The organism is Hymenobacter pini, from assembly GCF_020421205.1.
Taxonomy (GTDB): Bacteria; Bacteroidota; Bacteroidia; order Cytophagales; family Hymenobacteraceae; genus Hymenobacter; species Hymenobacter pini.
The window spans coordinates 288,833-309,046 of sequence record NZ_JAIZZH010000005.1 but is presented as its reverse complement, the minus strand read 5'-3'; the positions used below and the strand labels follow the sequence as shown (position 1 = coordinate 309,046).

22 protein-coding genes are annotated in these 20,214 nt (G+C 59.0%); 6 read left to right on the top strand and 16 right to left on the bottom strand.

Annotated elements, in window-relative coordinates; genetic code table 11:
- Positions 1-23: 23 nt before the first annotated feature.
- Together LF252_RS19380 and LF252_RS19375 are read left to right on the top strand one after the other, a co-directional pair.
- Complete coding sequence (locus tag LF252_RS19380) at positions 24-815, top strand: 3'-5' exonuclease (RefSeq protein ID WP_226271247.1); 792 nt, start codon at positions 24-26, stop codon at positions 813-815.
- A 128-nt stretch (positions 816-943) separates the two neighbouring features.
- A complete protein-coding gene (locus LF252_RS19375; RefSeq protein WP_226271246.1) occupies positions 944-2,254 on the top strand; it encodes an OmpA family protein in 1,311 nt (436 codons plus the stop codon).
- A gap of 431 nt (positions 2,255-2,685) precedes the next feature.
- On the opposite strand, the gene LF252_RS19370 is transcribed toward LF252_RS19375, so the two are convergent.
- The 5 genes from LF252_RS19370 to nuoK all read right to left on the bottom strand — a co-directional run bounded on the left by LF252_RS19370 (position 2,686) and on the right by nuoK (position 8,260).
- A complete protein-coding gene (locus tag LF252_RS19370) occupies positions 2,686-4,092 on the bottom strand; it encodes an NADH-quinone oxidoreductase subunit N (protein WP_226271245.1) in 1,407 nt (468 codons plus the stop codon).
- Between the two features lie 48 nt (positions 4,093-4,140).
- Positions 4,141-5,610, bottom strand: coding sequence for a complex I subunit 4 family protein (locus LF252_RS19365; RefSeq protein ID WP_226271244.1), 1,470 nt, complete (start codon positions 5,608-5,610; stop codon positions 4,141-4,143).
- Positions 5,610-5,879: a superinfection immunity protein gene (locus tag LF252_RS19360; RefSeq protein WP_226271243.1), complete on the bottom strand. Its 270-nt coding sequence runs from the start codon at positions 5,877-5,879 to the stop codon at positions 5,610-5,612. Before LF252_RS19360 ends, LF252_RS19365 begins: the two co-directional genes overlap by 1 nt.
- Positions 5,880-5,883: 4 nt before the next feature.
- The gene (gene nuoL, locus LF252_RS19355) at positions 5,884-7,839 is read right to left on the bottom strand and encodes an NADH-quinone oxidoreductase subunit L (protein ID WP_226271242.1); all 1,956 of its coding nucleotides are present in this window, start codon (positions 7,837-7,839) and stop codon (positions 5,884-5,886) included.
- An 88-nt stretch (positions 7,840-7,927) separates the two neighbouring features.
- A complete protein-coding gene (gene nuoK / locus LF252_RS19350) occupies positions 7,928-8,260 on the bottom strand; it encodes an NADH-quinone oxidoreductase subunit NuoK (protein WP_226271241.1) in 333 nt (110 codons plus the stop codon).
- 249 nt (positions 8,261-8,509) lie between these two features.
- Here nuoK and LF252_RS19345 point away from each other — a divergent pair, with 249 nt between their 5' ends.
- From LF252_RS19345 to LF252_RS19335, 3 genes are all read left to right on the top strand, one after another.
- On the top strand, positions 8,510-8,971 hold the full coding sequence (locus LF252_RS19345; RefSeq protein ID WP_226271240.1) for a MaoC family dehydratase: 462 nt from the start codon (positions 8,510-8,512) through the stop codon (positions 8,969-8,971).
- A gap of 128 nt (positions 8,972-9,099) precedes the next feature.
- A complete protein-coding gene (locus tag LF252_RS19340; protein WP_226271239.1) occupies positions 9,100-9,705 on the top strand; it encodes an RNA polymerase sigma factor in 606 nt (201 codons plus the stop codon).
- 94 nt (positions 9,706-9,799) lie between these two features.
- A complete protein-coding gene (locus LF252_RS19335; RefSeq protein WP_226271238.1) occupies positions 9,800-10,165 on the top strand; it encodes a hypothetical protein in 366 nt (121 codons plus the stop codon).
- A gap of 165 nt (positions 10,166-10,330) precedes the next feature.
- Here LF252_RS19335 and LF252_RS19330 read toward each other — a convergent pair whose 3' ends face one another.
- From LF252_RS19330 to LF252_RS19280, 11 genes are all read right to left on the bottom strand, one after another.
- A complete protein-coding gene (locus tag LF252_RS19330) occupies positions 10,331-10,804 on the bottom strand; it encodes a suppressor of fused domain protein (RefSeq protein ID WP_226271237.1) in 474 nt (157 codons plus the stop codon).
- A gap of 76 nt (positions 10,805-10,880) precedes the next feature.
- A complete protein-coding gene (locus tag LF252_RS19325) occupies positions 10,881-11,390 on the bottom strand; it encodes an NADH-quinone oxidoreductase subunit J family protein (protein ID WP_226271236.1) in 510 nt (169 codons plus the stop codon).
- A 102-nt stretch (positions 11,391-11,492) separates the two neighbouring features.
- On the bottom strand, positions 11,493-12,068 hold the full coding sequence (locus tag LF252_RS19320) for a NuoI/complex I 23 kDa subunit family protein (protein ID WP_226271235.1): 576 nt from the start codon (positions 12,066-12,068) through the stop codon (positions 11,493-11,495).
- A 58-nt stretch (positions 12,069-12,126) separates the two neighbouring features.
- Positions 12,127-13,209, bottom strand: coding sequence for an NADH-quinone oxidoreductase subunit NuoH (gene nuoH, locus LF252_RS19315; protein WP_262905024.1), 1,083 nt, complete (start codon positions 13,207-13,209; stop codon positions 12,127-12,129).
- A 94-nt stretch (positions 13,210-13,303) separates the two neighbouring features.
- On the bottom strand, positions 13,304-14,305 hold the full coding sequence (locus tag LF252_RS19310) for a 2Fe-2S iron-sulfur cluster-binding protein (protein ID WP_226271234.1): 1,002 nt from the start codon (positions 14,303-14,305) through the stop codon (positions 13,304-13,306).
- Positions 14,306-14,454: 149 nt separating this feature from the next.
- Positions 14,455-15,795 carry an NADH-quinone oxidoreductase subunit NuoF gene (nuoF, locus tag LF252_RS19305; protein ID WP_226271233.1) on the bottom strand — a complete coding sequence of 447 codons (1,341 nt, stop codon included), beginning with the start codon at positions 15,793-15,795 and terminating at the stop codon, positions 14,455-14,457.
- Positions 15,796-15,823: 28 nt separating this feature from the next.
- Positions 15,824-16,393: an NADH-quinone oxidoreductase subunit NuoE family protein gene (locus LF252_RS19300; protein WP_226271232.1), complete on the bottom strand. Its 570-nt coding sequence runs from the start codon at positions 16,391-16,393 to the stop codon at positions 15,824-15,826.
- Positions 16,394-16,415: 22 nt separating this feature from the next.
- Positions 16,416-17,684, bottom strand: a complete 1,269-nt coding sequence (locus LF252_RS19295) for an NADH-quinone oxidoreductase subunit D (RefSeq protein WP_226271231.1) — start codon at positions 17,682-17,684, stop codon at positions 16,416-16,418.
- Between the two features lie 90 nt (positions 17,685-17,774).
- On the bottom strand, positions 17,775-18,338 hold the full coding sequence (locus tag LF252_RS19290) for an NADH-quinone oxidoreductase subunit C (RefSeq protein ID WP_226271230.1): 564 nt from the start codon (positions 18,336-18,338) through the stop codon (positions 17,775-17,777).
- 95 nt (positions 18,339-18,433) lie between these two features.
- Entirely contained in the window at positions 18,434-18,988 is a 555-nt protein-coding gene (locus LF252_RS19285; protein ID WP_317197873.1) for an NADH-quinone oxidoreductase subunit B, read from the bottom strand.
- Between the two features lie 69 nt (positions 18,989-19,057).
- On the bottom strand, positions 19,058-19,450 hold the full coding sequence (locus LF252_RS19280; protein WP_226271229.1) for an NADH-quinone oxidoreductase subunit A: 393 nt from the start codon (positions 19,448-19,450) through the stop codon (positions 19,058-19,060).
- 133 nt (positions 19,451-19,583) lie between these two features.
- On the opposite strand from LF252_RS19280, the gene LF252_RS19275 reads away from it, so the two are divergent.
- Complete coding sequence (locus tag LF252_RS19275) at positions 19,584-20,210, top strand: Uma2 family endonuclease (RefSeq protein WP_226271228.1); 627 nt, start codon at positions 19,584-19,586, stop codon at positions 20,208-20,210.
- The last annotated feature ends 4 nt before the right edge of the window (positions 20,211-20,214 follow it).

The window sequence follows — 20,214 nt, the reverse complement described above, 5'->3', positions numbered from 1 at the left end:
ACTGCCTTTTTAGAACTGCCGCCATGCGCCTGCTCCGCGACCTGAAGCTCGATGAAGTGTTTGTGCTTGACATCGAAACCGTGCCCTGCGTGGGCCACCACGACGACCTGCACGAGATGCTGAAGGAGCTGTGGGAGCACAAATGCCACGCCCTGCGCCGCGAGAAAGGTTGGATTTCGCACCACGACCACATTGCCCCCCTGCCCGATGCCCTGCACGCGGCGGCGTTGTTTGAACAGGCCGGCATTTACGCCGAATTCGGGCGGGTGGTGTGTATCTCGCTGGGCCGCTTCCGCACGGCGGCCAGCGGAGGAGTATCCTTCAGCGTAAAATCTTTTTATGGGCACGATGAGCGGCAGCTGCTGCGCGAGTTCAGCGCCGTTATCAGCCAACGACCTCAGTTCCGGCTGTGCGGCCATAATGCCAAGGAGTTCGATTTGCCCTACCTCTCGCGCCGCATCCTTATCAACGGCCTGGAGCTGCCACCCCACCTTGACACAGCCGGCAAAAAGCCATGGGAAGTAGCCCACCTCGATACGATGGAGCTCTGGAAGTTCGGTGACCGAAAATCCTTCACTTCTCTAAGCTTGCTGGCGGCCATGTTCGGTATTCCTACGCCCAAAGACGATATTCAGGGCAAGGACGTGGCGCGGGTGTACTACGAAGAAAACGACCTGCCCCGCATTGCTCGCTACTGCCAGAAGGACATTATCACCACGGCCCGGCTGCTCCAGAAATTCCGGGGCGAGGAGCCTTTCCCGGATGAGGCCGTGGCGTACGCCAACGAGGAAACCGTGATGCTCCGCCGCGCCTGACACCCGCGCTGCCTCACGTAGTAACCGCCGACTTCACCGGAGAATCGGCGGTTTTTTTGTTTTTTTATGATAAATATTTAAATAAAAAATGTAGTTTTATTTATGTTGGATATACAGGGATGGTAAGAATGGAACAGACACTGACAAGCGTTACCCGATTCTCTTTCAGCAATGACCTGCTGGAACAGCTGGCGCAGGAAACCCAGGAAAGTATTGAAGCCCTCCGCGCAGCCCTCACGCGGGCCGTGCCGGTAGCCGTGCAGGCCCTGGCCGGCCGGGTGAGTGGTCCCGACGGCCCGGCCACCATCTGGAAGCTGGGGCGCGAAGCCTACGGAGCCAGCGTACTAGAGCCGATGGCCGCCGAAACCCACCAAGGCTGGATTGCCCGCGGCGAATCATTGATGCGCGGGCTGCTGGGCGAAACCTACCACTTCACGGCTTTGCGGGTGGCTACGGCTGCCACTATTGGGCTGCCGGCCGCCGAGCGGGTGCTGAGCGCGGCCGCCGTGGCGGCACTGGGCGTTATCGGAGAGCATAGCCAGGAGCATAGCCTCACGCCCGAAGCCCTGGCGGCGTGGCTGGTGCAGGAAGGCAGCCGGCTGTCGGGGGCGCTGCTGGCGGAAACGTCCGCGCCGCCCGCCGTGCCCGGTCCGGATGCCGTACCAGTTCCGGCGAATCTTCCGGCCGGGGTATGGGCATCGGTAGGAGGGGGCCACACGTACACGGCCCCGGTACCGGCGCCGCCGGCGCGCACACCGGTGCGGTGGCAGTGGGGGGCACTGCTGCTAGCGGCCGTAGCGTTGGGCTACCTGTTCGGTAACTGGCGCGAACTGTTCTTCGGGCAAAGCACAAACCCGCTGGGTGCGGCCAATACCGCCGCCGCGCCCACGGTCCCCAACGGCGTTACCGCCCCGGCCGGACAAGCCGGCCGCTACGATGCCAGCAGCGGCAACTACATCTACGACACCGGCCAGCCCCTCATTCTGCACCTGGCCGACGGTACTACCCAGAAAGTAGGGGCCACCTCCACCGAAAACCGCCTCTACACCTTCCTAGCCGACCCCACCCAGCAGGTCGATTCCGTTAACCGCACCAAGGGCTGGATTAACTTCGACAGGGTGTATTTCGAGCCCGGCTCCACCACGCTCACCGATGAGTCATTTCTGCAGCTGCGCAACGTGGCTAGCATCCTCAAAACATTCCCCGCTTCGGTAGTGAAGATTGGCGGCTACACCGACAGCACCGGCAACCCGCTCAAAAACTTTCAGCTCAGCGAGGAGCGGGCCAAAACCGCTATGCTGGCTATTGCCGGCATGGGCGTCGATATCAATCGGGTGCAGGCCAAAGGCTACGGCGGCAAGTACTTCATCACGCCCAACACTACGCCCGGAGGCCGCGCCCTCAACCGCCGCATCAGCATTCGGGTGATTAAGAAGTAAAGCTACGGCACCGGCCTGCTGGTTGAGAAACACCGGCCCGGCTGCTGCCGGTTAGGTTTGCTCCGAGTCCTTTTTCCACTTAGGTCAGAATGTAGAGACGCGTATTCGCGTCTCCTCGTTGTTAGTGTTGTTCAGACGGTGCGGTGCCGGACGTTCTGGTGGGAGACGCGAATACACGTCTCTACACCTCGCAACTTTGGCGCGAGGGTTTGCCTCGTTAGCGCGGGCCTCCCGGAGGTGGCGCGAGACTTTGCCAGGGTAGCGTGCCTATGCCACACCGTAGCAGGAGGGTTTGCCGGCTCCGCGTGGGCTTTTACTACGTCAGCGCGTCCATTTTGGGGAAAACGAAGGAGCACGGCCCGCAACGCAAAACGCCCCGGCCGGAGGGCCGAGGCGTTGCGAGAGTAGAAAACCGAACGGAGTTGGGCTGCTTACAGCACGCCGGCCACCAGACCGGGCAGCACACCCAGCAGTACCGTGAGGGCGGCCAGCAGCAACAGGGCGGCACTCTGGAACGGCGTAACGGGCACGGCCTCGGCGGTGGTGGCGTCGGCGTCGTGCATGTACATGGCAATGATGGGGCGCAGGTAGTAGTAGATGCTCACCATCGACATCACCACAGCAAACACCACGAGGCCGATGTAGCCATTCTCCACGGCGGCCGAAAACACGAAGAACTTACCGAAGAAGCCACCTGTGAGCGGAATACCAGCCAGGCTCAGCATGGATACCGTGAGCGAAAACGCCAGCAGCGGATTGGTTTTGGCCAGGCCGTTGAAGGCGTCGTAATCTTCGCGCTGGCGGGCGTCGGCCACCAGCTTCAGCACGCCAAAGGCAGCCACCGTGGCTACCGAGTACGCCAGCGAATAGAACAGGATGCCGTTGGCCGAAGCACCGAGCAACTCCCCGTTGAAGGCCACTAGGGCAATCAGCAGGTAGCCCGCGTGCGATACGCTGGAGTAGGCCAGCATGCGTTTGGCGCTGGTCTGAGCCACGGCGCCCACGTTGCCGATGAGCAGGGTGAGCACGCACATGGCGGTGAGGGTGGGCAGCCAGATACCCTGGGCATTGGCGGCCGGGAAGGCCTGCACCAGCAGCTTCAGGAAGGCGGCAAAACCGGCCGTTTTCACGATGGTGCTCATGAAGGCCGTGAAGAACGTGGGCGTACCCTCGTACACGTCGGGCGTCCAGAAGTGGAACGGCGCGGCCGAAACCTTGAAGCCCATACCAATGAACATCATCAGCATGCCGATGTAGAGCATGGGCCGCAACGAGGCATTGGTAGGATTCTGCACTGCGAAGCTGATTTTGCTCAGCTCGAAGGTGCCGGTAGCTCCGTACACCAACGCCACGCCAAACAGCAGGATGCCGGTGAAGAATGCGCCCATCAGAAAATACTTTAGCGCGGCCTCGTTGGAGCGCAGGTTGCGCTTATCGGAGCCGGCCAGCACGTACATGGCCACGCTCAGGATTTCGATGCCCAGGAACAGCATCAGCAGGTGGTTGTAGCTCACCAGCATGATGGCACCTACCAGCGAGAACAGCAGCAGCGAGTAATATTCGGCCAGGTTGGCCTCGCCGTCGAGCACATACTTCTGGGAGAAGGGAATCAGCACCAGCGCCGTCAGCAGCACAATGCCCGTGAAAGCCACCGAGAAGTTGTCGATGGTGAGCATGCCGTTGAAGTACGACTCAGTAGTGCCCCAATCGATGAAATTCACCGTCAGGATGCCGCCCAGGATGAGCATCATCACGGGCAGTAGCAGCCGGTTGGATTGGCGGAACCCGAGAAACAGGTTACCCAGGCCCAGAACGGAAAGTAGAATGATGGAATTCATTAGCAGAGAATGTAGTTGCCACGGGCTCGGCCGCAGACCACTAGCCGTTTAGCGTTTTACTACCTCGTTCAGAATGTTCATCACGCTGCCTTCCGACAGGTGCAGGAACGTGTTGGGGAACAAGCCAATCCAGAATACCAGCACAATGAGTGGCACCAGCAGGGCCAGCTCCGAGCCAGTAAGGTCGGTGAAGGTTTCGGTGAACGACGAATCGGGGCCGAGCATCACGCGCTGGAACATGCGCAACAGGTACACCGCGCCCAGAATGATGGTTACGCCAGCTACGGCGCCCATCCAGTGGTTGAACTGGTACACGCCGCCCAGCAGCAGGAACTCGCCCACGAAACCGTTGGTGAGGGGCAGGGCCACCGTGCCCAGCAGCAGCACCAGGAAGCACACCGTGAGCACGGGCGCTTTGCGGGTGAGGCCGCCCAAGTCAGCAATGTTGCGGGTGCCGGTGCGGCGCTCAATGGCGTCGGCAATGAAGAACATGCCCACCACGTTCACACCGTGAGCCAGCATCTGAATGCTGGCACCCTGCATGCCCATCTGGGTCAGGGAGAACACGCCGGCAATCATCAAACCCACGTGCGACAGGGACGAGTAGGCAATGAGCCGCTTCGCGTCCTGTTGGCGGATGGCAATGATGGCGCCGTAGATGATGCCGATGATGGCCAGAATCAGTACCAGTTTCTGCCAATAATCAGTGCCTACCGGCACCACCGGCAGCAGCCAGCGCATGCAGCCGTAGATACCCATTTTCAGCATAATGCCCGAGAGCAGCATAGTAGCCGGGGCCGGGGCCTCGGTGTAGGTGTCGGGCTGCCAGGTGTGGAAGGGGAAGATGGGCATCTTCACGGCAAAGGCCGCAAAAATCAGCCAGAACAGCCACACCTGCGTTGCGGCCGGCAGGTTCAGATTGTAGAACGAAGCCAGCGCCGAGTTGTGAGCCGAGAGGCCGTCGGCCGAAGGGCCGGTCTGGAAGTAGAGGTACACGAAGCCGGCCAGCATGAACAGCGAGCCGATGATGGTGTACAGGAAGAACTTGAACGTGACGCGGGCCCGGTTCACGCCGCCCCACACGCCGGCCAGGAAGTAAATCGGAATCAGGGCCACTTCCCACATGAAGTAGAACAGGAAAGCATCCTGGGCCGTGAACACGCCCACCAGCCCGGTTTGCATGAACAGCACCAGCGCGTAAAACACCGACTCGTTCTCGAAGTTGCGGCGGAAGGCGCTCAGCAGGATAACCGGCACCAGCACGGCCGTCAGCAGCACCAGCAGCAGGCTCAGCCCGTCCATACCCACCGCAAACTGAATGCCCGCCGAGGGAATCCAGTTGAGGTTGTAGGAAAATTGGCCGCTGTGGTTGGCATTGAAGGTGAAGGCGGCATAAGCTGCCAGCGCAAATTCAACCAGGGCCGCGCCCAGCGCCGGAACCCGGGCCGCACGGCCTTTGAAGAAGTGCAGCAGCAGGGCGGCCGCCACGGGCCAGAGTAGAAGAAGGACAGTCAGCATTAGCTAATCAGGTTGTTCCGATGACGTCCGAGCCGACGAGAAGCAACTGCTTCCCGGTCAGCAAACGACACTTTAAGCGCAAGATGTAAGGCGAAAAACCATCCGATGATAGTCCAGCCCAGAAGTAAATTCAGAAGGAATATGCCGCGGATGTTTTGCTGGTCGCGGCCGATAATAGCGGGCATCAGGTAGCAAGCTAATGCAAGCAGGATTCCTGGGAAGGAAACTCCTGGCTCAAAAACATCCGCTAAAAACAGGACGCCCAGCATACACCTAAAACTTCACGTAGTTCAGCGCCATCACCAGCACGATGCCCACCACCATCAGGATAAGGTAGGTTTCCACGGAGCCGGTTTGCACGTAGCGCAGGAGCTGGCCTCCGCCCATGGTCAGGCGGCCGAAGCCGTTCACGATGGGGTCGATGATGCCGTTTTCCACGTAGCGGAACAGGCCACGCGAGAGCCACATGATGGGGCGCACGAACAGGGCGTTGTACAGCTCGTCGATGTAGTACTTATGGTAAATCAGGTTTTCGAGAAAACCGCGCGACTCGCCATTTTCCACCGGGCGCACCCCGCGGCTCACGTACTGCACGTAGGCCAGGATGATGCCCAGCACGCCCGCGCCCACCGAGAGGCCGATGAGCATGAGCTCGGTGGCGTGGTCGGCGTGCACACCGAAGGCAGCCGGGTTCAGCTGCTTGGAATAAGTGAACAGCGGCGCGAGATAGTTGGCTAGGTAGGCGTTTTCCTCACCCAGGAAGAAAGGCGCGTTCATGAAACCACCCACGGCGGCCAGAATAGCCAGCACGATGAGCGGCAGCGTCATGGAAGCCGGCGACTCGTGCAGGTGGTGTTTCTGCTCCTCAGTGCCGCGGAACTCGCCGAAGAAGGTAAGGAACAGTAGACGGAACATGTAGAAGGCCGTCAGGAAAGCCGTGAACAGGCCCACCGCATACAGCGCCTTGCTGTGCTCGAAGGCGTGCAGTAGGATTTCGTCTTTGGAGAAGAAGCCCGAGAAGGGTGGGATACCGGCAATGGCCAGACAGCCTACGAAGAAGGTGATGAACGTAATGGGCAAGGCTTTGCGCAGGCCGCCCATACGGCGCATGTCCTGCTCGTTGCTCATAGCGTGAATCACGGAGCCCGCGCCCAGGAACATCAGGGCCTTGAAGAAGGCGTGCGTGAGCACGTGGAACAGGGAAGTGCTGTAGCCCATCACGCCCAGCGCCAGGAACATGTAGCCCAGCTGCGAAACGGTGGAATAAGCCAGCACCTTTTTAATGTCGTTCTGGGCCAGGCCGATGGTGGCGGCAAACAAAGCTGTAGCCGCGCCAATGATGGCAATAACTTCGAGGGTATCGGGGGCCAGCGTGAACAGCACGTTGGCGCGCAAAATCATGTAGATACCGGCCGTTACCATGGTAGCGGCGTGAATCAGGGCCGAAACCGGGGTGGGGCCAGCCATGGCGTCGGGCAGCCAGGTATAAAGCGGCAGCTGGGCCGATTTACCGGTAGCACCCACGAACAGCAGCAGCGTAATCACCGTGACGATGCTCACCGAGTAAGGGCCAAACTGGTTGAGGTGAGCCTTCTGGAATACTTCGCCGAACTGTACGGAGCCAAAGGCGGCGTAAATCAGGAAGATACCCAGCAGGAAGCCCAGGTCACCCACGCGGTTGATGATGAAGGCTTTCTTGGCGGCGTTGTTATAGGCGGTGTTCTTGTTCCAGAAGCCGATGAGCAAGTAGGAGCACAGCCCCACGCCTTCCCAACCGATGAACAGAATCACAAAGTTGGAGCCCAATACCAGCACCAGCATGCTGAAAACGAACAGGTTCAAGAAGCTGAAAAACTTGCCCACGTTCTCATCGTGGTGCATGTAGCCGATGCTGTACACGTGAATCAGGAAGCCCACGCCCGTTACCAGCAGCAGCATAATCAGGCTAAGCTGGTCAATCTGGTAGCTGAACGGAATCTGCAGCGAACCGACCGTAATCCAGTCGAACAGCGTGACGGTGTAGGGATACTGGAAGTTCAGGAACAGCGTGAGCGAAATGGCAAACGAGCCCAGCACCGCCGCCGAGCCAATCAGCCCCGCTACCGTGCCCGACAGCCGGCGGTTGAGCAGCCCGTTAATCAGAAAGCCCAGAAACGGCAGCAGCGGAATAAGCACGTACAGAAACGTGGAGTACGGCGCGCCGGCAGCGGGTATTACTTGTTCTTGCATATAGTCAGGGACTTGGGGACTCGGGGACCTGGGAACTCAGACCGGCCAATGGCAAGTCCCTAAGTCCCTAAGCTTCTGAGTCCCTTACCTAGAATTTCAGGCGGTTGAGCAGGTTAACGTCGGTATTCTGCAGATTCCGGTAAATCATCACAATAATGGCCAGACCCACGGCCACTTCGGCGGCGGCTACAGCCATGATGAAGAACACGAATACCTGCCCGTTGGCATCGGCGCGGTAGGCCGAAAAGGCCGTCAGCAGCACGTTTACGGCGTTGAGCATCAACTCCACGCACATAAATATGATGATGGCGTTACGCCGGGTAAGCACGCCCAGTACCCCGATGCTGAACAGCGTGGCGGCAAAGAAGACGTAATAATGAAGCGGAACCGTTTGGATAACCTCGGGTATGTTCGGGTTCATGCGGAAGGGCTGACGGCGAAACAACGCCCCAACGGCCAGTGGCACAACGGGGCAATTAGCTGGCAAAAGTAGCCCTAAAATCGGAAAACGCCACCCTTTAAGTTAAGGCAATCCCCCCAGTTGCGGGGCGAAGATTCGCTGGCTTTGGCGAAGCTTCCATCTGCGCCCGGCGGCAAAACAAGCTTGCTGGCTTGGGTACCGCCCACAAGCCGTACTTTAGCTCCCTTCAACTGTATATCACTCCCTCCCATGAGCATTACCATTAACAGTCTGGCCTCCCTGCAACAGTACGAAGGTCAGGAGTTGGGTGTATCCCCCTGGCTCACCATTACTCAAGAGCAAATCAACCAGTTTGCCGTGGCTACCCTTGATTCTCAGTGGATTCACACCGAGCCGGAGCGCGCCAAAGCAGAGTCACCTTTCGGTACAACCATTGCCCACGGCTACCTGACGGTAGCGGTATTGCCCTACCTCTGGACGCGAATCGCGCACATCGAAAACCTGAAGATGCAGGTGAACTATGAAATTGAAAGTTTGCGCTTCAACCAGGCCGTGACGGTCGACAGCCAAGTGCGGCTGCGCGCCAAGCTGCTGTCCGTGAAAGACCTGCGCGGCATTGCCAAAGCCCGCATCGAAGTAATTCTCGAAATTGAAGGCCAGCGTAAACCTGCCTATACCGGCATCATCACGTTCCTATACCACTTTTTGTAGGAAGGCTCCTCGGCAACAGAACGCCATTTCGAGCGAAGCCGAGGAATGACGGGCTTTTATTATCTACCCAAAATAAATTTCAGCAGCCGGTAAAGTATCTTCCGGCGCATTCCGTCTGCCTGTGCAGAATGGAAACCCTCGCTCTACCTCTTGACGCCTCACGGATGACGGCCGGCCACCAGGACCTGCAGATTCAGGAAGCCGTGCGCACCCAGCGTAAGCGGCTGCTGGCTTTTATCCGCCGCCGCATTCCCGATGAAGCCGAGGCCGAAGACGTGCTGCAGGACGTTTTCGCGGAATTGGTAGAAAGCTACCGATTGATGAAACCGGTGGAGCAGGCCGCCGCTTGGTTGTTCCGGGTAGCCCGCAACAAGATTACTGACCTCTACCGCAAGAAAAAGCCCGTTTCGCTGGAAAACGAGCTGTCTGCCTTTGCCACGGATGGGGATGAAAATGCCCTGCTGCTGGCTGATATTTTGCCCGCCGTGGACGATGCCCCCGAAAACCGGCTGCTGCGCGAAACCCTAATGGAGGCTCTCACTGATGCACTGGCCGAGTTGCCGGCAGCCCAGCGCGAGGTATTTATCTGGCACGAGTTGGAAGACAAAAGCTTCCGCGAGATGGAAGAGGAAACCGGCGTACCCCTCAAAACGCTGATTTCGCGCAAGCACTATGCCGTGCAACACCTGCGCAAACGCCTGCGCACCCTCTACACCGAACTGTTCACTGATTAGTTGCTGATGACTGGTTGCTCGTTATTAGTTCGCAGCTAGTGATGAGGCTAATCACCGTTTCCTGACAACTGGCAACGAATAACTGATAACTGAAATGAAACTCTCTTTTTGGCTGCTGCGCGGCCTTAAAATACTGTTGCTGATTGTCCTGTTCCTGACCGTAGTGGGCTACGTGACCATGCGGCTGTGGAACTGGCTGCTGCCCGACCTGTTTGCCGTGCCCGCCATCAGCATCTGGCAGGCCATGGGGCTGCTGGTGCTCTCCCGTATCCTGTTCAACGGCTGGGGCGGCCGCGGCCACCGCGCCGACTGGGCCCGCAAACGCCGGCAGTGGAAGCACCAGATGGAAAACCGCCTCGAGTGTCTCACCCCTGAGGAAAAGGAGAAGTTCCGCCAGAAAATGGAAGGCGTCTGTACCGGCCCCGCCTGGATGCGCCGCCGCAGCGCGGAAACGGAATAGGCAGTTGTGGAGAGCCGTAAACTAACAGCGGCCCCCGAGTACTCGGGGGCCGCTGTTAGTTTAGGAGGAAATCAGGCAGCTACGTTTTGGGTTGAGGTAATCCAATTCCTGCTGCTCGAAGAGGTGCTCCAGTGCCTCTGCTCCATGCTGACTCTTGTAGTCTCTCTACGCTTCAGTTATCGGAATGAGCCAGTAGCAATGAGTTGTGATGCTGGCAAAATCAAGTAGCTCCAATGCTTCGCCGTGCAGATATGGTAGCGAGATAAAAGCGTGGTCGCAGCAGGAGTCAGCTAACCACGGCCGCCCAATATTCACTGTGTGGTTAAGATCAAGTTGTGCGCTGTTACGGTGAAAGGAGGCGCATAAAAGCAGTAGCTCTGCTAACGACTCATCTTGCTGCGGTGATAAAATAAATAATTCAATAGATCTTTCGGCTGGCCTATCTAACGACATACCAACGGTGCAATACGTCCACGCTGATTCCTCTGTAGTTGGAGCAAATTCCAACAGGTAGAAATAAGGATGCAGCTTCTCAACAGGCCCAGCGCGCCAAATGATTTTTCGGCCTGGTGTTCCAAAGAACTCCTCGTAATGCAGCTGACAGGCTGCGGTGTATTCGGCTAGGGTGTTAAAATCCATTTGATAAACATAAAAAAGCGCGGCGGCTGATACATCAGCCGCCGCGCTTGGTATCTACCAGAGTAGATGAATGCAACTAGAAATTCCGTTCGCCTACCTCGCGTTTGCCGAGCATTACGGCACCTACCATGGCAATGAGGAACAGCACGGAGGCCAGCTCAAAGGGGAGCAGAAACTCGGTGTAGAGCTTAATGCCCAGGCGGTCTACCATGCCAATCTGCGAGTCGAGGGTGGCGAGGTCGGCCCCGGTGGGGCGCACGTCTTTCAGCGCGGCCACCAGCACCAGCAGGAGGGAGCCCCCGGCCACGGCTGCTGCAATTTTAGCCAGCGCGGGTTTGTGCGGCTCGGTGTCCACGTTCAGGTTCAGGAACATAATCACGAACAGGAACAGCACCATGATGGCCCCGGCGTACACGATGATGTTCACGGCCGCCAGAAACTGCGCATTCAGCAGCAGATAGTGCCCCGACAGTGAGAAGAACGTCAGAATCAGGAACAGGACGCTGTGCACCGGGTTTTTGGCAAATACCACCCCCAACGCGCTCAGCAGCGCCACAAACGTGAGGAAGAGAAAAAGAGGAGACATAGAGAAGTCAATTGTGTCATTCCGAGCAAAGCGAGGAATCTGGGCTACTTACCGGAACGGGTTTACTCAGATTCCTCGCTTTGCTCGGAATGACAATTGTAGTTACGCTGGCTGCTGCGCCAATTTACCGCGCAAGGCGTCGGCCTGCTCGGGGGTGAGCTGAATGCCGCGCACCGAGCGTTGGTCGGGCGACACGGGCTCCACCAGGCGGTCCTTGCCGTAGATGAACTCATCCCGCTCGTAGCGCGGCGGCGCAATCTTATCCGGCTGCAGGTACACGGCCGCCTTCGGGCACGCCTCCTCGCAGAGGCCGCAGAAGATGCAGCGCAGCATGTTGATTTCGTAGCTGATGGCGTACTTCTCTTCCCGGTAGAGGCCTTCTTCGCCTTTCTTCCGCTCACCAGCCACCATCGTAATGGCTTCGGCGGGGCAGGCCACCGCGCACAGGCCACAGGCCGTGCACCGCTCCCGGCCCTGCTCGTCGCGCTTGAGCACGTGCAGGCCCCGGAACACCGGCGCAAAAGGACGTACCTCCTCGGGGTAGCGCACGGTAGCCTTCTTCATGAAGAAGTGGCGCATCGTGATGCTCAGGCCCTGGAAGATGGCCGGCAGGTAGGCCCGCTCGGCCAGCGTCATGGGCTTCTTCTCTAGTTTCTTGGCTCGGTTGGTGAGTTGCATGCTATAGTACCTACTGTCGTCCGGCGCAACGCACCAGCCGACAAAGTAAATGAAGTCGTTACTGAATCACGCCGAACAGGATGAGCCCGCCGGTGATGAGGATGTTGATGACGGCCAGCGGAATGAGGATGGTCCAGCCCAGGCGCATCAGTTGGTCGTAGCGGAAGCGCGGCAGCGTCCAGCGCACCCACATGAAGAAGAAGATGAAGGCGAAAATTTTCAGGAACAGGCCCACAGTACCCAGCAGGGTAATCAGGTTCTGGGCCGAAGCCAGCCCCCAGCCCTGGCTGTTCACAAACCAGTCGCGCAGCTCATATTGGAAGGGGAAGTTGAAGCCACCGAAGTACAGTACGCTCATCACGGCCGAGGCCACGAAGATGTTGATATACTCGGCAAACAGGTACAGGCCCAGCTTCATCGAGGAGTATTCGGTGTGGTAGCCACCCACCAGCTCGGTTTCGCACTCGGGCAAGTCGAAGGGGGTACGGTTGGTTTCGGCGAAGGCGCACACGCAAAAGATGATAAAGCCCAGCGGTTGCTTCACGATGTTCCAGAAGTGCCACTCGCCGGCTACCGACTGCTGCAGCGTGATTTCGCGCAGGCTCAGCGTGCCCGACATCATCAGCACGGCAATCAGGGCCATGCCCATAGCCAACTCGTAGCTGATGTTCTGCGAAGCCGCCCGGATAGCGCCCAGCAGCGAGAACTTGTTGTTGGAGGCCCAGCCGCCAATCATGATGCCGTACACGCCCAGCGACACCACGCCGAACACCCACAGCATGCCCACGTTCACCTCAATGCCCTGCAGGAAGAAGGCGTTGTTGCCGAAGCTCATGGTATTGCCGAACGGGATTACCGCCGACGACATCAGGGCCGTTACCATGGCCAGGCAGGGGCCGAACACGAACAGGGCTTTGTTGGCCCCGCCGGGGAAGAATTCCTCCTTCGTGAACATTTTCACGGCGTCGGCCAGGGGCTGTAGCAGGCCGTAAGGGCCGGCGCGGTCGGGGCCCACACGGTCCTGCAGGAAGGCCGCAATTACGCGCTCGGCGTAGGTGCAGTACGTCGCAATCAGCAGCGAAAGCGCAAATACGACAAAGATGACAATGGATTGCCAGCCGAGGGCGGGTAGTTCAATCATTTTAGTTGAGAGTTGTCAGTTGCGAGTTGCCAGTTTGATGAGGGCCATAGTTACAGAATAAGGTAACTGGCAACTCGCAACTGGCAACTGAAAACTAGTTGCCTAATTTCAGCGGTGGGTTCTTCTGCAGGTCGCGCACGGTGCTTTCGGGCAGGTCGGCTACTACCGACTGGTTGAGCACAGGCAGCTCGTAGTGGTTGGCCGAAATTACCGATGACCGGTCGATGTGGGCGGGACCCTCAATGGTCCAGTCGGCAGTGTCCTTCTTCTCGAAGCGGCACTCGTTGCAAATCCACTCCTTCACCTCGCCGTACTGGTCTTTGCGGGCGGTGGTACGCAGCACGTCCTTGCCTTTGTACCACAGCACCACGTTGCCCGAGCACTTGGGGCAGTCCCGGTGGGCATTCACCGGCTTGGTGAACCACACGCGCGACTTGAAGCGGAACGTCTTATCGGTGAGGGCACCTACCGGGCACACGTCAATCACGTTGCCGGAGAAGTCGTTGTCGATGATGTTCTCGATGTAGGTGCCGATTTCGGCGGCGTCGCCGCGGCCCAGTACCCCGTGCACCCGGTTATCGGTAATCTGGTTAGCCGTGAACACGCAGCGGTAGCACAGGATGCAGCGCGTCATGTGCAGCTGAATCAGCGGCCCGATATCGATTTTCTCGAAGGTGCGGCGTTCTTCCTGGTAGCGGGTGGTGCTCACGCCGTGCTCGAAGGCGAAGTTCTGCAGGTCGCACTCCCCGGCCTGGTCGCACACCGGGCAGTCGAGGGGGTGATTGATGAGCAGCATCTCCACAATGCCCTTGCGCACATTTAGCACCTGTTCGTTGGTAGTGTTTTCCACCACCATCCCGTCCTGTACCGGCGTTACGCACGAGGCCACCAGCTTGGGCATGGGGCGCGGGTCTTTGGCCGAACCGGCTGCCACGCGCACCAGGCAGGCGCGGCACTTGCCGCCCGAGCCTTTCAGCGGGGTGTAGTAGCACATGGCCGGGGGCACAATGCTGCCGCCAATCTGGCGGGCTGCATTCAGGATGGTGGTTCCGTCCGGAACTTCCACCTCGATGCCGTCGAAGGTTATTTTAGCCATTGTTGGTTGAAATCGTTAGGATTTCGACTGTTCTGCACAACAAAGAACGTCATGCTGAGCTTGCCGAAGCATCTCTACCGGGGGTAATAAAATGGTCTTGCAACGAAGCGGTAGAGATGCTTCGGCAAGCTCAGCATGACGTTCTGTTACTACGCCAATACACCGTTTGCCCGGTACACCGCGCCGGGCTGGGCGGCTTCCTTGGCGTGGGTCACGTGCCACTCAAACTCGTGGCGGAAGTGGCGCACGGCGGCGGCTACCGGCCAGGCGGCGGCTTCGCCGAGGGGGCAGATGGTGTTGCCCTCGATTTGCTTGGCCACGCTCACCAGCAGGTCGATGTCCTCCATGTGGCCGTGGCCGTGCTCGAGGCGGTGCAGCACCTTTTCCATCCAGCCCGTACCCTCACGGCAGGGCGAGCATTGCCCGCACGACTCGTGGTGGTAGAAGCGGCTGAAGTTCCAGGTATTGCGCACGATGCAGGTCGTCTCGTCCATGGCAATAAAGCCCCCCGAGCCCAGCATGGTACCCGTTACGAAGCCCCCGTCGTTGAGCGATTCGTAGGTCATCAGGCGGTCTTCACCGGCGGCTGTTTTCAGGATGAGCTCCTTAGGCAGAATCGGAACGGACGAGCCGCCGGCTACTACAGCCTTCAGGTCGCGGCCTTTCCAGATGCCGCCGCAGTACTCGTCGGAATAGATAAACTCCTCCACGGGCACACCCAGCTCAATTTCGTAGATACCCGGCTTGTTGAGGTGGCCGCAGGCCGAAATCAGCTTGGTACCGGTGCTCCGGCCGATGCCAATTTTGGCGTACTCGTCGCCACCGTCGTTTACAATCACCGGCACGGCGGCAATGGATTCCACGTTGTTTACCACCGTGGGGCGGGCGTAGAGGCCCTGCACAGCCGGGAATGGGGGCTTGTTGCGCGGGTTGCCCCGCTTGCCTTCCAACGATTCCAGCAGGGCGGTTTCCTCACCGCAGATGTAGGCGCCGCCGCCGGGGTGCACGTGCAGGTCCAGGTCGTAGCCCGAGCCCAGGATGTTCTTGCCCAGGAAACCAGCCGCGTAGGCCTCGGCAATGGCTTTTTCCAGGATGCGCAGCACGTACAACAGCTCGCCCCGGATGTAGATATACGAGGTGTTGGCCCCCAGCGCGTAGGAGCTTGTAATCATACCCTCGATGAGCAGGTGGGGCAGCCGTGACATCAGCTGCCGGTCCTTGAAGGTGCCCGGCTCCGATTCGTCGGCGTTGCACACAAGGTAGCGCGGCACGCCCTCGGGCTTGGCCAGGAAGCTCCACTTCATGCCCGTGGGGAAGCCGGCGCCGCCGCGGCCCCGCAGGCCCGACTTCTTCACCTCTTCCACCACCTCGTCGGGGGTCATGGTTTTGAGGGCCTTCTCCACCGAGCGGTAGCCGCCGTGCTTGCGGTACACTTCAAAGGTGTCGATGCCTTCAACGTTGATATGTTCGGTCAGCAGTTTGCGTCCCATAAGTTCTGAGCGGTAAGCCGAAAAGACGTTAGTTGTTGGCCAGGGCGTTGGGCAGGCCGGTTTCTTCCCAGGGCAGGGCCGGGCGGTGTACCTGGTTGCGCAGCTCGGTGAGCATGGCGTCCACGGCCTCCGGGGTATCCAGCTGCTCGTAGTACTTCTCCCGCACCTGCACGATGGGGGCAAAGCCGCAGGCGGCCAAGCACTCCACTTCTTTCAGGGTGAACAGGCCGTCGGCCGAAGCCGGACCACCCACTGTAGCCCCGGTGATGCGCTCCAGGTGAGCCGTCAGCTCGTCGGAGCCGCGCAGCATGCAGGGGCCCGTGCGGCAGATTTCCAGCACGTGCTTACCCACCGGCTTCAGGTTGAACATGGTGTAGAACGTGGCTACCTCGTACACCTCGATGGGCTTGAGGTCCAGCGTTTCGGCCACCAGGTTCTGCACTTCGGGGCTTACCCAGCCGCCAAATTCGGCCTGGGCAATGTGCAGCACCGGCAGCAGGGCCGATTTTTTGCGGTCCTCGGGGTAATGGGCAATGAGGCGCTTGATTTCGGCCTGCGCGGCTTCGGAAAATTGCGGCTTGGCGGCAGTCGTCTCCATAAGGGTCAAATTCAGCAAAAAACTACGCGTCCAGCTCCCCGGCAATTACGTTCATCGACGACAGCGTCACGATGGCGTCGGAGAGCGTCTGGCCGGTTACCATTTCGGTGTAGGCCTGGTAGTAAATGAAGCAGGGGCGGCGGAAATGCAGGCGGTAGGGCGTGCGGCCACCGTCGGATACCAGGTAGAAGCCCAGCTCACCGTTGCCACCCTCTACCGAGTGGTACACTTCGCCCACCGGCGCGTCAATTTCGCCCATCACAATCTTGAAGTGATAAATGAGGGCTTCCATGTTTTTGTACACGGCCTGCTTGGGCGGCAGGTAGTAGTGGGGCGCATCGGCGTGGTAGGGGCCTTGGGGCAGGTTTTCCAGCGCCTGGTTGATGATGCGCAGGCTCTGCCAGATTTCCTCGTTGCGCACCATGAACCGGTCGTAAGTATCGCCCTTAGTGCCTACCGGAATTTCAAACTCGAAGTCTTCGTACGATGAGTAGGGATTCATCACCCGTACGTCGTAGTCGACGCCGGCGGCGCGCAGGTTGGGACCGGTAAAGCCGTAGTTGAGGGCACGCTCGGCCGAGATGCCGCCCACGTCCACCACGCGGTCCATGAAGATGCGGTTCCGGTTGAACATCTTCTCGAACTCCGTCATCACGGCCGGGAATTCCTTCAGCCACTTACGCAGCTTCTGAATAGCGGCGTCGGAGAAGTCGCGCTCCATGCCACCCACGCGGCCCATGTTGGTGGTGAGGCGGGCGCCGCTTACTTCCTCGTAGATTTCGTAAATCTTCTCTCGCTCGTCCATCAGGTACAGGAAGCCGGTAAAAGCCCCCGTATCCACGCCCAGAATGCCGTTGCAGATGAGGTGGTCGGAAATGCGGGCCAGCTCCATCAGAATCACGCGCATGTACTGAGCGCGCTTGGGCACCTGCACGCCCAGCAGCTTCTCCACCGTCATGTGCCAGCCCATGTTGTTGATGGGGCTGGAGCAGTAGTTCATGCGGTCGGTGAGTGGCGTAATCTGGTAGAAGGGCCGCCGCTCGGCAATCTTCTCAAACGCTCGGTGGATGTAGCCGATAGTGGGCACACCGGTCACAATCCGCTCGCCGTCCATCTGCAGAATGTTCTGGAAGATGCCGTGGGTAGCGGGGTGGGTGGGGCCCAGGTTCAGCGTGGTTAGCTCCTGGTTGAAGTCGTTGACGGAAGGAGCCAGCGGATGCAGGCGCGGCCGTTGTTCTTCGGCCTCCTCGATTATTTTGTGCGTGCCTTCCAGCGCGTCGTTTACTGCCATGTTGGTAGTGCTTAGTTGCTAGTGCTTAGTGCTTGGGGGAGTGCCGGTTGCTGAGCTACGCTCGAAGCACCAAGCACCAGGCACTAAAAACTATCGTCCGAAAAACAGGTCGGTTTTGTCTTCACGGGTGCCGTCTTCCAGGGCGTACTGCTTGCGCATAGGGTGGTAGTCCATGTCCTCCACGTTCAGGATGCGCAGCAGGTTGGGGTGGCCGGGGAACTGAATGCCGTAGAAGTCGTAGGCTTCGCGCTCCATCCAGTTAGCCGTGGCGTACAGGTCCGTCATGGTAGGCACCACGGGGTCGGCAATCGGGAAGAAGATTTTCAGGCGCAGGCGCACGTTGTGCACCAGGCTATGCAGGTGGTACACCATGCCCAACTCGCGGCCTTCCTGCTCGGGCCAGTGCATGCCGCACATGGTAGTCAGGAAGTTCACCTGCAGCTCCTGGTCCTGCTGCAGGCCGGCAATGATATCGTGAATCCGCTCCCGCGTGGTGGTGGCGGTGAGCAGGCCGTAGGGCTCCTCCACATCGGTGAAGGCATCGGCCCCGAACAGGCGGTGCAGCAGGGCCAGCAGCTGCGCGTTCTTCTGCGCGGCGGGGTCCTGCGCAGCGGCAGCTTCCTGGGCCGGAATGGATTCGTTCTGGTCAGCCATTTAAATAGAGCTTAGAGCTTAGATCATAGAGCTTAGATGTTAGTGGCGCTGAACTTCTACGTTCCAAGCTCTAGCATCTAAGCTCTATAATCGGCTTACTTGATATTGTAAGACGCCAGCAGAGCCTGGTATTCGGGGGAGTTGCGGCGGCGCAGCGACTCGTTTTTGGCCAGGTCCTGAATGCGCATCAGGCCGTCGAGCACCTGCTCGGGGCGGGGCGGGCAGCCGGGGATGTACACGTCTACCGGAATAATCCGGTCGATGCCCTGCAGCACGGAGTAGGTATCGAAGATGCCGCCCGAACAGGCGCAGGCACCCATGGCCAGTACCCAGCGGGGCTCGGCCATCTGCTCGTATACCTGCTTTACTACCGGGGCCATCTTCTTGGCAATGGTACCCATCACCATCAGCAGGTCGGCCTGCCGGGGCGAGAAGGAGGGACGCTCGGAACCGAAGCGGGAGATATCGTAGCGGGAGCCCATGGTAGCCATAAACTCGATGCCGCAGCACGAGGTGGCAAAGGGCAGTGGCCAGAGAGAGTTGGCGCGGGCAATGCCCACTACCTTTTCCAGGGAGGTGGCGAAGAAGCCGGCGCCCTCCATGCCCTCGGGGGCATCCACCATTTTAATTTCAGGAGCTCTATTTTCCATGAGGTCAGTCAATTGAGGTGAAGCCAAAAGCTTCAAAAAGGCAACACTGGGAAGTGCCCAAAGGTTGCCTTAACGCGACTCGTTCCAGCGCAATACGCCTTTTTTGATGACGTATGCGAAGCCTGCCATCAGCAGCGCCAGGAATACAATCATCTCATAAAAGCCGGTAGTGCCCAGCGCGCGGAAATTCACGGCCCAGGGGTACATGAAGATAACTTCCACGTCGAAGAGCACGAACAGGATGGCCGTGAGGAAGTATTTCACCGAAATAGGCGTGCGGGCGTTACCCACCGACTCAATACCGCACTCAAAGGCTTCATCCTTTACGCGGCTGGTGCGGCGCGGCCCCAGCAAGTGGGAGGCTACCATTGAAAACGCCACGAAGGCCAGGGCCAGCACGAACTGCACCACAATCGGCAGAAAATCAGCGGGCTGGTAGTTGGTTGGAACAGCGAGAAGCATAGGCATCAGCGGATAAATGCCGTGCAAAAACGGCATGGAAGGCAAAGGTACCACGAAATGCGGGCGGAACAAACGCGAAATCAGGCTGGGGGTGGAAAGGTGTATCTTTGGGAGCAACCAGACCGATACTTCCATGGCTCAGCCTCAATCCACGCCCTCGGCCCGCTATACGGTAGCGGAATACCAAGAGCTTGAAGCTGCCTCGCAGCAGCGCCACGAGTTCTTCGAGGGAGAGGTGTTTGCCATGTCGGGGGCTTCGGCAACGCATCACACCATCCGGCAAAACTGTGTTATCACCCTGCGAAGCGGCCTGCGTGGACGTGGCTGCAAAGTGTTTGACGAGGGAATGCAACTGGCCGTATCCGAAGGGCGCTACTACACCTATCCAGATGTATTCGTGACATGCCACCCCGATGATTTGCGGGAAGAACGCATCATGCGCCATCCGGTACTAATCATCGAAATCCTGTCGCCATCAACGGCTGACCACGACCGGAGCTGGAAATTCAACCAGTATAAACAGCTAGCGTCGTTGCAGCACTACGTGTTGGTAACGCAGCACACCTGCTTGGTGGAGTGGTTTCGGCGGGAGCCGAGCGGGGTATGGTCCTTCACGCCGTTGGCTGAGCTGACGGATACGCTGGAGCTGCCCGAGCTGTGCATCACACTGCTGGTGGCCGATATGTATGATGAGGTGGCGGTGCCGCTGTTACAGCCGCGGCTTCCGGATATTCGCGAAACAATAAAGCCGGAAAATTAATGAG

What these genes read in the sequence shown, in the direction of transcription:
- LF252_RS19335 (WP_226271238.1), top strand. Translation starts at nt 9,800, where the DNA reads ATGAAACTCTCTTTTTGGCTGCTGCGCGGCCTTAAAATACTGTTGCTG.
- LF252_RS19320 (WP_226271235.1), bottom strand. Translation starts at nt 12,068, where the DNA reads ATGCAACTCACCAACCGAGCCAAGAAACTAGAGAAGAAGCCCATGACG.
- nuoH (WP_262905024.1), bottom strand. Translation starts at nt 13,209, where the DNA reads ATGATTGAACTACCCGCCCTCGGCTGGCAATCCATTGTCATCTTTGTC.
- LF252_RS19365 (WP_226271244.1), bottom strand. Translation starts at nt 5,610, where the DNA reads ATGCTGACTGTCCTTCTTCTACTCTGGCCCGTGGCGGCCGCCCTGCTG.
- LF252_RS19300 (WP_226271232.1), bottom strand. Translation starts at nt 16,393, where the DNA reads ATGGAGACGACTGCCGCCAAGCCGCAATTTTCCGAAGCCGCGCAGGCC.
- LF252_RS19290 (WP_226271230.1), bottom strand. Translation starts at nt 18,338, where the DNA reads ATGGCTGACCAGAACGAATCCATTCCGGCCCAGGAAGCTGCCGCTGCG.
- nuoL (WP_226271242.1), bottom strand. Translation starts at nt 7,839, where the DNA reads ATGCAAGAACAAGTAATACCCGCTGCCGGCGCGCCGTACTCCACGTTT.
- LF252_RS19280 (WP_226271229.1), bottom strand. Translation starts at nt 19,450, where the DNA reads ATGCTTCTCGCTGTTCCAACCAACTACCAGCCCGCTGATTTTCTGCCG.
- nuoK (WP_226271241.1), bottom strand. Translation starts at nt 8,260, where the DNA reads ATGAACCCGAACATACCCGAGGTTATCCAAACGGTTCCGCTTCATTAT.
- LF252_RS19370 (WP_226271245.1), bottom strand. Translation starts at nt 4,092, where the DNA reads ATGAATTCCATCATTCTACTTTCCGTTCTGGGCCTGGGTAACCTGTTT.
- LF252_RS19325 (WP_226271236.1), bottom strand. Translation starts at nt 11,390, where the DNA reads ATGTCTCCTCTTTTTCTCTTCCTCACGTTTGTGGCGCTGCTGAGCGCG.
- LF252_RS19360 (WP_226271243.1), bottom strand. Translation starts at nt 5,879, where the DNA reads ATGCTGGGCGTCCTGTTTTTAGCGGATGTTTTTGAGCCAGGAGTTTCC.
- LF252_RS19275 (WP_226271228.1), top strand. Translation starts at nt 19,584, where the DNA reads ATGGCTCAGCCTCAATCCACGCCCTCGGCCCGCTATACGGTAGCGGAA.
- LF252_RS19340 (WP_226271239.1), top strand. Translation starts at nt 9,100, where the DNA reads ATGGAAACCCTCGCTCTACCTCTTGACGCCTCACGGATGACGGCCGGC.
- nuoF (WP_226271233.1), bottom strand. Translation starts at nt 15,795, where the DNA reads ATGGGACGCAAACTGCTGACCGAACATATCAACGTTGAAGGCATCGAC.
- LF252_RS19295 (WP_226271231.1), bottom strand. Translation starts at nt 17,684, where the DNA reads ATGGCAGTAAACGACGCGCTGGAAGGCACGCACAAAATAATCGAGGAG.
- LF252_RS19330 (WP_226271237.1), bottom strand. Translation starts at nt 10,804, where the DNA reads ATGGATTTTAACACCCTAGCCGAATACACCGCAGCCTGTCAGCTGCAT.
- LF252_RS19345 (WP_226271240.1), top strand. Translation starts at nt 8,510, where the DNA reads ATGAGCATTACCATTAACAGTCTGGCCTCCCTGCAACAGTACGAAGGT.
- LF252_RS19375 (WP_226271246.1), top strand. Translation starts at nt 944, where the DNA reads ATGGAACAGACACTGACAAGCGTTACCCGATTCTCTTTCAGCAATGAC.
- LF252_RS19310 (WP_226271234.1), bottom strand. Translation starts at nt 14,305, where the DNA reads ATGGCTAAAATAACCTTCGACGGCATCGAGGTGGAAGTTCCGGACGGA.
- LF252_RS19380 (WP_226271247.1), top strand. Translation starts at nt 24, where the DNA reads ATGCGCCTGCTCCGCGACCTGAAGCTCGATGAAGTGTTTGTGCTTGAC.
- LF252_RS19285 (WP_317197873.1), bottom strand. Translation starts at nt 18,988, where the DNA reads ATGGAAAATAGAGCTCCTGAAATTAAAATGGTGGATGCCCCCGAGGGC.